Source organism: Micrococcus sp. 2A (assembly GCF_039519235.1).
Taxonomy (GTDB): Bacteria; Actinomycetota; Actinomycetes; order Actinomycetales; family Micrococcaceae; genus Micrococcus.
In genome coordinates this window covers 980,541-992,814 of record NZ_CP154351.1, presented here as the reverse complement: position 1 = coordinate 992,814, position 12,274 = coordinate 980,541, and the positions used below count along the sequence as shown (strand labels likewise).

At 72.4% G+C, this 12,274-nt stretch carries 9 protein-coding genes; all 9 read right to left on the bottom strand.

Features of this window, described 5'->3' with window-relative positions; all coding sequences use genetic code 11:
• Window positions 1-13: 13 nt before the first annotated feature.
• The 9 genes from AAG742_RS04605 to AAG742_RS04565 all read right to left on the bottom strand — a co-directional run bounded on the left by AAG742_RS04605 (window position 14) and on the right by AAG742_RS04565 (window position 12,146).
• Window positions 14-265: a YbdD/YjiX family protein gene (locus AAG742_RS04605; protein ID WP_248115124.1), complete on the bottom strand. Its 252-nt coding sequence runs from the start codon at window positions 263-265 to the stop codon at window positions 14-16.
• A gap of 1 nt (window position 266) precedes the next feature.
• Complete coding sequence (locus AAG742_RS04600; protein ID WP_298713476.1) at window positions 267-2,462, bottom strand: carbon starvation CstA family protein; 2,196 nt, start codon at window positions 2,460-2,462, stop codon at window positions 267-269.
• 265 nt (window positions 2,463-2,727) lie between these two features.
• Entirely contained in the window at window positions 2,728-3,819 is a 1,092-nt protein-coding gene (locus AAG742_RS04595; RefSeq protein WP_343282353.1) for a branched-chain amino acid aminotransferase, read from the bottom strand.
• An 80-nt stretch (window positions 3,820-3,899) separates the two neighbouring features.
• Complete coding sequence (locus AAG742_RS04590; RefSeq protein WP_343282352.1) at window positions 3,900-4,994, bottom strand: 3-isopropylmalate dehydrogenase; 1,095 nt, start codon at window positions 4,992-4,994, stop codon at window positions 3,900-3,902.
• A gap of 138 nt (window positions 4,995-5,132) precedes the next feature.
• Entirely contained in the window at window positions 5,133-6,758 is a 1,626-nt protein-coding gene (gene metG, locus AAG742_RS04585; RefSeq protein ID WP_343282351.1) for a methionine--tRNA ligase, read from the bottom strand.
• A 121-nt stretch (window positions 6,759-6,879) separates the two neighbouring features.
• A complete protein-coding gene (gene serA / locus AAG742_RS04580; RefSeq protein WP_343282350.1) occupies window positions 6,880-8,475 on the bottom strand; it encodes a phosphoglycerate dehydrogenase in 1,596 nt (531 codons plus the stop codon).
• Window positions 8,476-8,720: 245 nt separating this feature from the next.
• Entirely contained in the window at window positions 8,721-9,752 is a 1,032-nt protein-coding gene (gene ilvC / locus AAG742_RS04575; protein ID WP_343282349.1) for a ketol-acid reductoisomerase, read from the bottom strand.
• A gap of 54 nt (window positions 9,753-9,806) precedes the next feature.
• Complete coding sequence (gene ilvN, locus AAG742_RS04570) at window positions 9,807-10,316, bottom strand: acetolactate synthase small subunit (RefSeq protein WP_248115130.1); 510 nt, start codon at window positions 10,314-10,316, stop codon at window positions 9,807-9,809.
• A 12-nt stretch (window positions 10,317-10,328) separates the two neighbouring features.
• The gene (locus AAG742_RS04565) at window positions 10,329-12,146 is read right to left on the bottom strand and encodes an acetolactate synthase large subunit (RefSeq protein WP_343282348.1); all 1,818 of its coding nucleotides are present in this window, start codon (window positions 12,144-12,146) and stop codon (window positions 10,329-10,331) included.
• Between the last annotated feature and the right edge of the window lie 128 nt (window positions 12,147-12,274).

Sequence of the window (12,274 nt, the reverse complement as noted above, 5' to 3'; positions counted from 1 at the left end):
CGGGCGCTGCCCCTCAGCAGCAGCGGCTGCCCGGGTTCGCGTCCTGCTTCGCGTACTCGTCGCGCCAGAACTCGCGCTCGGTCATCGGGTCCACGTCCGGGTGGCGCGCCCGGTGGTGGGCCAGGTAGGCGTCGTACTTCCCCTCCCCCGTGAGCTGGCGCAGCCACCAGCGGGCCGAGGCCCACGCGCCGCGCCGGCCGCCGACGCCGGACGCAGCCTCCGCGGGGGAGGCGACGTCCGGCGTCGTGGCGTGCGGACCGGGCACGTCAGTGCCCCCGCACCGGCTGCTTCTCCGCCGGCAGGGCGTCCCACTGACGCTGGATCTCCTTCTCCTCGGCGGTGGCCGCGAGGCCGGCCGGGGCGAAGCGCGTCGAGGGCACGTACGGGTCCTCGTGGTTGGGCGCGTCCACACCGCGCAGCGCGCGCAGGGTGGCGAGCACGGACGTGGTGATCACGATCAGGGCGAGCACCAGGAACACCACCGAGAGCGTGCCCTGGATGGCCGTGTTGCGGACCACCGCGTCCATGGCCTCGGGCGTCTTGGCGGCGCCGAAGCTCGTCTTGCCGGCCGCGATCGCGTCCTGGAACGCACGGTGCTGCGCCCAGTAGCCGACCGCCGGCACCGGCGAGAAGATCTTCTGGAAGCTCGCCACGGTGGTCACCACCGTGATGAACGCGAGCGGCAGGGCCACGATCCACAGGCCCTTCCCGCGGGTGCGGCGCGCCACGATGGTGAGCACGACGGCGAGCGCGATCGCCGCCAGCAGCTGGTTGGCGATGCCGAACAGCGGGAACAGGGTGTTGATGCCGCCGAGCGGGTCGGTGACGCCCATGATCAGGACGGCGCCCCACGCGGCCACCATGATCGCGGTGCACACCCACGCGCCCACGCGCCAGGACGGATCCCGGAAGCGCGGGACGACGTTGCCCAGCGAGTCCTGGAGCATGAAGCGCGCCACGCGCGTGCCGGCGTCGACGGCGGTGAGGATGAACAGCGCCTCGAACATGATGGCGAAGTGGTACCAGAAGCCCATGAGGGCCTCGCCGCCGACCAGCTGGCCCATGATGAGGGAGAGCCCGACGGCGAGCGTCGGGGCGCCGCCGGTGCGGGAGACCACCGTCTCCTCGCCCACGAGGTTCGCGAGCGTGGTCAGGTGCTCCGGGGTGACGTCCACGCCGGCCAGGCCGAGGGACATGACCCAGGCCGCCGCGGACTCCGGGGTGCCGCCCGTGAGCGCGGCGGGGGCGTTCATGGCGAAGTACACGCCGCGGTCGATGGACACGGCCGCCACGAGCGCCATGATGGCCACGAAGGCCTCCATGAGCATGCCGCCGTAGCCGATGAAGCGGGTCTGACGCTCCTTCTCCACCATCTTCGGCGTGGTGCCGGAGGCGATGAGGGCGTGGAAGCCGGAGAGCGCGCCGCACGCGATGGTCACGAACAGGAACGGGAACAGCGAACCCGGCCAGACGGGGCCGGCGTTGCCCGAGGCGAACTCGGAGAACGCCGGCGCGGTGATGCGCGGCTGGACGATGACGATGGCGACAGCCAGGCCCGCGATGACGCCGATCTTCATGAAGGTGGAGAGGTAGTCGCGCGGGGCGAGCAGCAGCCACACGGGCAGCACGGCGGCGATGAACCCGTAGGCGATGATCGCCCAGGAGATCGTGACGCGGTCCAGGGTGAAGAGGGCCGCGCCCCACTCCGTGCCGGCCACCCAGCCGCCGCCGACGATGGCGGCCATGAGCAGGACGAAGCCGATGACCGAGACCTCGGTGATGCGGCCCGGGCGCAGGTAGCGCAGGTACAGGCCCATGAAGAGGGCGATCGGGATGGTCATGCCGACGGAGAAGACGCCCCACGGGGACTCTCCCAGGGAGTTGACGACGACGAGGGCCAGGATCGCGGTGATGATCACCATGATGAGCAGCGTGGCGATGATGGCAGCGGTGCCGCCGAACCGGCCGAGCTCCTCCCGGGCCATCTGGCCGAGGGAGCGGCCGCCGCGGCGCATGGAGAAGAACAGCACGAGGTAGTCCTGGACCGCGCCGGCGAGGATCACGCCCACGATGATCCAGATGGTGCCCGGCAGATAGCCCATCTGCGCGGCGAGCACCGGGCCGACGAGCGGGCCGGCGCCGGCGATGGCGGCGAAGTGGTGGCCGTAGAGCACGCGGCGGTCGGTGGCCACGTAGTCGCGGCCGTCGGCGCGGTACTCGGCCGGGGTGGCGCGGGTGTCGTCCGGGCGGACGATGAGGCGCTCCACGTACCGCGAGTAGAAGCGGTAGCCGATCAGGAACGTGGCCACGGACGCGAACACGAACCAGATGGCGTTGATGGACTCGCCGCGGTGCAGGGCGAGCATGGTCCAGGCGACGCCGCCGAGCAGGGCGAGCAGGGCCCAGACGGCGATGCTCACGGGGGTCCAGCGGGGGCGGTGCTCCGCCTCGACGGGCGGCAGCTGTGCCTGGCCTTCCTCGGGGTGGGGGGATGTCCCCTCGGCGGGGGCGGGGATGGAGGAGCGGTGCGAGCTCACGGAGACTCCTGATCGCGGGTGACGGATTCGACCCCGGGAGTGTCTCACGTCTCACCGCGGTGCCCGCGCGCCGGTCGCTCGGCGACGGCGGCGCCGGCGGTCGGGCCGCCGTCGGATCTGACGACGTGGACAGGGTCTGCGTCCTGGACGCAGACCCTGTCCATGCATGCAGACCCTGGTTCGGGCCTGCTCAGACCAGGCGGTGCAGCCAGCCGTGGCGGTCCTCGACCGTGCCGGTCTGGATGCCCTCGAGCTCGGCGCGGATCCTGAAGGTGACGTCGGCACCGCCGGCGGACTCGATGACGTCGTCCCCGTCGAGCAGGCGCCCGATGGGCGTGACCACCGCGGCCGTGCCGCACGCGAACACCTCCGTGATCTCCCCGGAGCGCACGCCCTCGGCCCACTCGGCCAGGGTGATGCGGCGCTCCTCCACGGTCAGGCCCATGTCACGACCCAGCTGGAGGATCGAGGAGCGGGTGACGCCCTCGAGGATGCTGCCGCTCAGCGCGGGGGTGACGAGGCGGCCGTCGGAGAACACGAAGAACACGTTCATGCCGCCGAGCTCCTCGATGGCGTCGTCGTTCGCGGAGTCGAGGAAGACCACCTGATCCGCGCCCTTCGACGCGGCCTGCAGCTGCGGGAGGAGGGACGCCGCGTAGTTGCCGCCGGTCTTCGCCGCGCCCATGCCGCCCTTGCCCGCGCGGGCGTACTCGCGGGAGACCCAGATGGTGACGGGCTTGACCTCGCCGCCGAAGTAGTTCCCGGCCGGCGAGGCGATCACCATGTAGCGCACCTCGCGCGCCGGCCGCACGCCGAGGAACGCCTCCGTGGCGATCATGAAGGGGCGCAGGTAGAGGGACTGGCCCTCGCCGTCCGGCACCCACCCCTGGTCCGCCTCCACGATGGCCTTCAGGGAGCCGAGGAAGATCTCCTCGGGCAGCTCGGGGAGGGCCAGGCGCACGGCGGAGCGGTTGAGGCGCGCGGCGTTGGCCTCGGGGCGGAACGTCCACACCGAGCCGTCACCGTGGCGGTAGGCCTTCAGGCCCTCGAAGATCTCCTGGCCGTAGTGCAGCACGGACGCCGACGGGTCGAGGGAGAGGGGGCCGTAGGGCTCCACGCGGGCGTCGTGCCACGCGCCGCCGTCCTCGCTCCACGTCCAGTCCACGGAGACCATGTGGTCCGTGAAGACCTTGCCGAAGCCGGGGTCCTGCAGGATCTCCACGCGCTCCTCGTCCGAGAGCGGGGAGAGGTGCGGCTGCCGGGTGAACACGGTCTCGGACACGAGGGATCCTCCATCGGGGTGGGGCGGGTGGGCGCGGGTCCATCGTAGACCCGTGGGGGCGGCGGTCTGTGGCGCGCGTCTCAGACGCGGCGGGCGACGTCGGCGCCCACCTCGGCGGTCGAGCCCCGATCGCCGTCGGCGCGGTCCTCGAGGTGCGCCCACACCGCAGTGCGCACGCGCCCCGCCGCGCCGGCCTCCCCGACGTGCTCGAGCAGCAGGGCGGCGGAGAGGGTCGCGGCGACCGGGTCCGCGACGCCCTGGCCGGCGATGTCCGGCGCGGAGCCGTGGACCGGCTCGAACATGGACGGTGCCGTGCCCTCCACGTTGATGTTGCCCGAGGCGGCAAGGCCGATCCCGCCCGTGATCGCGGCGGCGAGGTCCGTCAGGATGTCGCCGAAGAGGTTGTCCGTGACGATCACGTCGAAGCGGGAGGGGTCCGTCACCAGGAAGATCGTCGCGGCGTCCACGTGCATGTAGTCCCACGTGACCTCGGGGAAGTCGGCGGCCACCGCCTCCACGGTGCGGCGCCACAGGTGCCCGGCGTGCACCAGCACGTTGTGCTTGTGCACGAGGGTCAGGCGCTTGCGCTCCCCCGCGTCCGCGCGCTCGAAGGCGTCCCGCACCACGCGGCGCACGCCGTGGGCGGTGTTGACGGACACCTCGGTGGCGATCTCGTGCTCGGTGCCCTCGCGGATCACGCCGCCGTTGCCCACGTAGGGGCCCTCGGTGCCCTCGCGGACCACCGTGAAGTCGATGTCCCGGGGCTGCGTCAGCGGGCTCTTCGCACCCGGGGACAGGGTGGCGGGACGCAGGTTCACGCCGTGGTCCAGCGCGAAGCGCAGGCGCAGCAGCATCTGGCGCTCGATCAGCCCGGACGGAATGCGCGTGTCCCCGGGGGCGGCGCCCACTGCGCCGAAGAGGATCGCGTCGTGGCCGCGCAGGGCCTCGAGGGTCTCGTCGGTCAGGGTCTCGCCGGTCGCCAGCCAGTGCTCGGCGCCGAGCGCGTAGTCGGTCAGCCGGGCCTCGGGGCGGCCCTCAGCGGCGAGCGCCGCCTGCAGGACGGCCACGGCCTGCTCCGTCACCTCGGGGCCGATCCCGTCACCGCCGATCACGGCCAGGTCCAGGGCCGTCACGTCGGTGCTGCGCAGGGCGTCGGTGCGGGGCGTCTCGGTCATGCGCTCCAGGCTAGGACCGGGCCCCGCCCGGACCACATTGCGTGACGCGGCGTCTCACCTCGTGGACAGCAGGACGGCGACGGCGGCGCGCCGGCCGCGGGACCGGGGCGCCGCCGTCCGGGGCGGGTGAGGCGCCGCTCAGCCCTCGGCCGCCTCCTCGTGGCGCGGGAAGACGCCCTCGGGCTTCGGCAGGGGCGTTCCGGGGACCAGGTCGTCGCCGAACGCGGCGAATGAGCGGGCGCCGGTGCCCGAGGCGCCGGTGCGGCCGGCGTCGCCCTCGGCGGCCACGCCGAGCAGGTCCAGCAGGCGCGTGGCCGAGCCGGGCATGACGGGCTGCACGAGCAGCGCGACGCGGCGCACGGCCTGCAGCGTCACGTAGAGCACGGTGCGCATGCGCGGCTCGTCGGTCTTCTTCAGCACCCACGGGGCCTGGTCCGCGAAGTACGCGTTGACCTCGCCGAGCACGCGCCACGTCTCCTCGAGCGCCGCGTGGAAGTCCTGCTCCGCGTAGGCGGCGCGGGTCTTCTCCAGGAGCGCGTCCACCTGGGCGAGGATCGCGGCGTCCGCCTCGCTGAGCCCGCCCGGCCGGGGCACGGCGGCGTCGCAGTTCTTGGCCACCATGGAGAGCGAGCGCTGGGCCAGGTTGCCGAGGTTGTTGGCGAGGTCCGCGTTCTTGCGGCCCACCACGGCGTCGTGGCTGTACGAGCCGTCCGCGCCGAAGGGGAACTCGCGCAGCAGGAAGAAGCGCACGGCGTCGAGGCCGTACCGGGCGACCCAGTCGGCGGGCGCCACCACGTTGCCCAGCGACTTGGACATCTTCTCGCCGTTGTTGTTCAGGAACCCGTGGATCATGACGCGCTTCGGCAGCTCGATCCCGGCGGACATGAGGAAGGCGGGCCAGAACACGCAGTGGAAGCGGGAGATGTCCTTGCCGATGATGTGCACGTCGGCCGGCCAGTACCGCTCCACCGCGGCCGGGTCCGTCTCCGGCCAGCCGGCGCCCGTGAGGTAGTTCGCGAGCGCGTCCACCCACACGTACATGACGTGGTTCTTCCGGGACTGGGCATCCTCGGCGGACGGGTCGGCCGGTGCGGGCAGCGGGATGCCCCAGTCGAAGGACGTGCGGGAGATCGAGAGATCGGTCAGGCCGCCCTCCACGAACCGGATGACCTCGTTGAACCGGGAGGACGGCGCGGCGAAGCCGGGGTTCTCCCGGTACATCTGCAGGAGCGGCTCCTGGTACGTGGAGAGGCGGAAGAAGTAGGACTCCTCCTCCGTCCACGTCACCTCGGTGCCGGTCTCGGTCGCGCAGCGGGTGCCGTCCTCGCGGACCTCGGTCTCCTCCTCGGTGAAGAAGCGCTCGTCCCGCACGGAGTACCAGCCGGCGTAGCGGTCCAGGTAGATGTCCCCGTTGGCCTCCATGCGGCGCCAGATCTCCTGGGCGGCGGCGTGGTGGTCGGCGTCCGTGGTGCGGATGAACCGGTCGTAGGAGACGTCCAGGACCTCGTCGTCCATGCGCCGGAACGCACCGGAGTTGCGCGTGGCCAGCTCCAGGGGCGTGACGCCCTCACGCTCGGCGGTCTGCGCCATCTTCTGGCCGTGCTCGTCCGTGCCCGTGAGGAAGCGCACGTCGCGGCCGTCGAGCCGGGCGAAGCGCGCCATCGCGTCGGCGCCCACCATCTCGTAGGCGTGGCCGATGTGCGGCTCGCCGTTCGGGTAGTGGATCGCGGTGGTCAGGTAGTAGGGCACACGCTCGTCAGTCACGGTCAGCGAGTCTACCGGCGGGGCCCCCGGCCGTCCCGCTCCCCTCCACGACGTCGGCGCGCCACCTCGGGGAGGCGACGCGCCGACGTCGGCGGCGGGCCGGTCGATGCCGGCCGCGGGCTCACTCGGAGAGGTCGATCTCCGCGGCCCGCTCGGCGCCGATGGCCTGCGCGAGGGCGCCGACCGTTCCCGCCGCCATGCCGGCGTCGAGGGTCAGGACCGCGAGCGCGGTGCCCTCCGCATCGCGGGACACGTCCATGCCGGCGATGTTCACGCCCTGCTCCCCCAGCGCCTGGCCGAGGATGCCGACGACGCCCGGGCGGTCGGCGTAGCCGAACACGAGCAGGTGCTCAGCGAGGGGCACCTCGATCTCGTGGCCGTCCACGCCCACGAGCTTCTGCACCTGCTTCGGGCCGGTCAGGGTGCCGGTCACGGAGGTCTTCTCGCCCGTGGACGTCACGCCGCTCACGGTGATGGCGTTGCGGTAGGACTCCGCCACGGGGGTCGTGGTGAGGCGGCTCTCCACGCCGCGCTGCTCGGCCAGCACGGGGGCGTTCACGTAGGAGACCTGCTCGGAGACCACGTCGGTGAACACGCCCTTGAGGGCGGCGAGGCGGACGGCCTTCACGTCATGCTCGGCGATCTCGCCGGCCACCTCCACGTCCACCGACTCGAGAGAGGCCTCGCCGACGAGCGCGCGGAGCGTGCGGCCGAGCTTCTCGGCCAGGGGCAGGCCGGGTCGCACGTCCTCGTGGATGACGCCGCCGGCCACGTTCACCGCGTCGGGCACGAGCTCGCCGGCCAGGGCGAGGCGCACGGACTTGGCGACGGCGACGCCGGCCTTCTCCTGCGCCTCGGCGGTGGAGGCGCCCAGGTGGGGGGTGACGACGGCGGAGTCGTGCTGGAAGAACGCGAGGTCCGTGGCGGGCTCGGAGCTGAACACGTCGATGCCGGCGCCGGCGATCGCTCCGGAGTCCAGGGCGCGGGCGAGGGCGTCCTCGTCCACGAGGCCGCCGCGGGCCACGTTGATCACGTACGCGGTGTCCTTCATGCGCGCGAACTGCTCGTCCGCGATCATGCCGACCGTCTCCGGCGTCTTGGGCATGTGGATGGTGACGAAGTCGGACTGCTCGAGCAGGGCGTCCAGGTCCACGAGTCTCGCACCGAGCTGCTGGGCCCGGGCCGCGCTGATGTAGGGGTCGTACGCGAGGATCTCCATGCCGAAGGCCTTCATGCGCTCGGCCACGAGCGCGCCGATGCGGCCGAGGCCGATCACGCCGAGCTTCTTCTCGAACAGCTCCACACCCGCGTACTTGGAGCGCTTCCACTCCCCCGCCTTGAGGGCGCGGTTCGCCGGGGCGATGTTGCGCGCCACGGAGAGGATGTGGCCGCACGTCAGCTCGGCGGCCGAGACGATGTTGGAGGTCGGCGCGGTGACCACCATGACGCCCGCCGCGGTGGCGGCGGGGACGTCCACGTTGTCCAGGCCGACGCCGGCCCGCGCGATGACCTTCAGGTCCGTGGCCGCGGCGATGGCCTCGGCGTCCATCTGCGTGGCGGAGCGCACGAGGATCGCGTCCACGCCGGGCAGGTCCGCCAGCAGGCGGGCGCGGTCGGCGCCGTCGGTGTGGCGGATCTCGAAGTCGGGGCCGAGGGCCTCGACGGTGGCGGGCGAGAGTTCCTCGGCGATGAGGACGACGGGCTGGGCGGCGCTCACGGGCGGCTCCTTGTTCGGCGGTGGCACGGTGGGGCGACGTGGGCAGATGGTGCGCGGCCCGCGTCGCCGCCTCGAGCCTAGCCGCATGGATCTGTCATGGACCGCAGACGACGGCGGCGCCGCAGGGAGTCCCTTTCGACGCCGCAGGGAGTCCCTTTCGACGCCGCAGCCGAGTGGTCACGACACGCCGTCACGTCCGCGGTGCACGTGGCGTGTCGTGACCACTCGAGGGTCCGGACCGCGGCTCAGCGGGCCGCGGTGCCCTCGGTGTAGTCGTCGTCGGTGTCCTTGAGCCACGCGAACATCTGGCGCAGCTCACGGCCGGTCTTCTCGATCGGGTGGGCCTCGCCCTTCGCGCGGAGCTCACTGAACTCCGGGGCGCCGGCCTTCTGGTCCTCCATGAAGCGCTTCGCGAAGGCGCCGTCCTGGATGTCGGCCAGCACGGCCTTCATGTTCTCCTTCACGGAGGGGTCGATCACGCGCGGGCCGGAGACGTAGTCGCCGTACTCGGCCGTGTCCGAGACGGACCAGCGCTGCTTGGCGATGCCGCCCTCCACCATGAGGTCCACGATCAGCTTGAGCTCGTGCAGCACCTCGAAGTAGGCGATCTCGGGCTGGTAGCCGGCCTCCACCAGGGTCTCGAAGCCGTACTGCACCAGCTGGGACGCGCCGCCGCACAGCACGGCCTGCTCGCCGAAGAGGTCCGACTCGGTCTCCTCGGTGAAGGTGGTCTCGATGACGCCGGCGCGGGTGCCGCCGATCGCCTTCGCGTAGGACAGCGCCAGCGCGCGGGCCTCGCCGGAGGCGTCCTGCTCGACCGCGATGAGGGCGGGCACGCCGCGGCCGGCCTCGAACTCGCGGCGGACCACGTGGCCCGGGCCCTTGGGGGCCACGAGGGCGACGTCCACGCCCTTGGGGGCCTTGATGTAGCCGTAGCGGACGTTGAAGCCGTGCGCGAAGAACAGGGCGTCGCCGTCCTGGAGGTTCGGAGCGATGTGCTCGGCGTACACGTCGGCCTGCACCTGGTCCGGGGTGAGGATCATGATGAGGTCGGCTTCCGCGGCGGCGGTGGCCACGTCCACGACGCGCAGGCCCTCGGCCTCGGCCTTCGCACGGGACGTCGAGCCCTCGGCGAGGCCGATGCGGACGTCCACGCCCGAGTCGCGCAGGGACAGCGAGTGCGCGTGGCCCTGCGAGCCGTAGCCGATCACGGCCACGGTGCGGCCCTGGATGATCGAGAGGTCGGCGTCGTCGTCGTAGAACTTCGTGGCGGTCATTGCGGTCTCCTAGCGGTGAGGGGGATCAGAGGGTGTGCGGGCTCGGCGGCCGGCTCAGCGGGCCTGGGCCCGGTCGGTCATGGAGCGCGAGCCGCGGGACAGGGCCACGGTGCCGGAGCGGACGAGCTCGCGCACGCCGTACGGCTCCATGAGGTCCAGGAAGGCCTGGAGCTTCTCCCGGGTGCCGGTGGCCTCGAGGGTGAGCGAGTCGGGGGCCACGTCCACCACGTGGGCGCGGAAGAGGTCGGCGGCCTGCACCACCTGGCCGCGGGTGGCGGCGTCGGCGCGGACCTTGACCAGCAGGTGGTCGCGCTGCACCGAGGAGTCGTCGGCCAGCTCCACCACCTTGAGCACGTTGATCAGCTTGTTGAGCTGCTTCGTGACCTGCTCCAGCAGGTGGGCGTCCGCGTCCACCACGACGGTGATCCGGGAGACCCCGGGCACCTCGGTGACGCCCACGGCCAGCGAGTGGATGTTGAAGGCGCGGCGGGCGAACAGGCCGGCCACGCGGGTGAGCGTGCCCGGGACGTCCTCCACGAGCACGGACAGGGTGTGTCGTTCCACGGTCATCGCTCCTCAGTCCTCCTGGTCCCACTCGGGCGTCATCCCTCGGGCCACCTGGATCGCGTCGTTGCTCACGCCCGCGGGGACCATGGGCCACACCATCGCATCGCGGGAGACCACGAAGTCGACGACGACGGGGCGGTCGTCGACCTCCAGGGCCCGGCGGATGGTGTCGTCCAGGTCCTCGGTGCGCTCGCAGCGCAGCCCGACCGCGCCGTAGGCGTCCGCCAGCTTCACGAAGTCGGGCACGCGGGCCGTGCCGTGGCCCGTGTTGAGGTCCGTGTTGGAGTAGCGGCCGTCGTAGAACAGGGTCTGCCACTGGCGCACCATGCCGAGCGAGGAGTTGTTGATCACCGCCACCTTGATGGGGATCCGGTTGATCACGCAGGTGGCGAGCTCCTGGTTGGTCATCTGGAAGCAGCCGTCGCCGTCGATCGCCCAGACCACGCGGTCCGGGTCTCCGACCTTGGCGCCCATCGCGGCGGGCACGGAGAAGCCCATGGTCCCCAGGCCCGCGGAGTTCAGCCACTGCCGGGGGCGCTCGTACTGCACGAACTGACTGGACCACATCTGGTGCTGGCCCACGCCGGCCACGTACACGGCCTCGGGGCCGGAGAGCGCGGAGAGCCGCGAGATCACGTGCTGCGGGGCCATGAGCCCGTCCGCCGGATCGGTCCAGCCGAGCGGGTAGGTCTGTCGCAGCCGGTCCAGCACGGCCCACCACGGGGCGAGGTCCGGCAGCGGCGCCTGCTCGGCCGCCGCCCGCAGCGCCGCCGTGAGGTCCGGGATGACCTCCTTGACGGACCCCACGATCGGCACGTCCGCGAGGCGGTTCTTCGAGATCTCGGCGGGGTCCACGTCCACGTGGATCACGCGCGAGCCCGGAGCGAAGGACTCGAGGTGCCCGGTCACGCGGTCGTCGAAGCGGGCGCCGAGGGCGATGAGCAGGTCCGCCTGCTGGAGGGCGGCGACCGCCGGCACCGAGCCGTGCATCCCGGGCATGCCGAGGTGCTGGGGGTGGGAGTCCGGGAACACGCCGCGCGCCGTGAGCGTGGTGACCACGGGGGCGCCGGTGGCCTCGGCCAGCTCGCGCAGCTCCGCGGACGCCTCGCCGCGGGCCACGCCGCCGCCCACGTACAGCACGGGGCGCCGGGCCTCGGCGATGAGGCGGACGGCCTCCTTGACCTGGCGGGGATGGCCGCGCAGCACGGGTCGGTAGCCGGGCAGCTCCAGCCGCGGCGGCCAGGAGAACTCGAGCTCGCCCTGTTGGGCGTCCTTCGTGACGTCGATCAGCACGGGGCCCGGACGACCCGTGGTCGCGATGTGGAAGGCCTCCGCGAGCGCCAGCGGAATGTCCTCCGCGCGGGTGACGAGGCGCGAGTGCTTCGTGATGGGCATCGTGATGCCGACGATGTCCGCCTCCTGGAAGGCGTCCGAGCCGATGGCCGCGGAGGTGACCTGGCCCGTGATGAACACGACGGCCTGGGAGTCCATGTGCGCGTCGGCGATCGCGGTGACGAGGTTGGTGGCCCCCGGCCCCGACGTCGCGATGGCCACGCCGGGACGGCCCGTGGCGAGGTGGTAGCCCTGGGCCGCGTGGCCCGCGCCCTGCTCGTGGCGCACCAGGATGTGGCGGATGACGGAGGAGTCCATCAGCGGGTCGTACGTGGGGAGGATCGCTCCGCCGGGCAGCCCGAAGACGTCCGTGACCCCGAGCTCCTCGAGCGCGCGGATCAGGCCCTCGGACCCCGTCATGCGGGTGGACTCCACGCGATTCCCCGGGCCGGGGACGCGCGGCGCCGCGGACTCGGGGCGGGGGGTCGGGCTCATCAGTGCACCTCACTGCGCTCATCGCTGCTGGCGTCCGGCATGCGGGGCACGCCGGACGATGGTCCGGGTGATCCGTCGGGGTGGCTGGGGGTGTCCTGCCGTGCCGGGCGGATCGGAGTGCGGTCACG

What these genes read in the sequence shown, in the direction of transcription:
- AAG742_RS04590 (WP_343282352.1), bottom strand. Translation starts at nt 4,994, where the DNA reads ATGACCGAGACGCCCCGCACCGACGCCCTGCGCAGCACCGACGTGACG.
- ilvC (WP_343282349.1), bottom strand. Translation starts at nt 9,752, where the DNA reads ATGACCGCCACGAAGTTCTACGACGACGACGCCGACCTCTCGATCATC.
- AAG742_RS04565 (WP_343282348.1), bottom strand. Translation starts at nt 12,146, where the DNA reads ATGAGCCCGACCCCCCGCCCCGAGTCCGCGGCGCCGCGCGTCCCCGGC.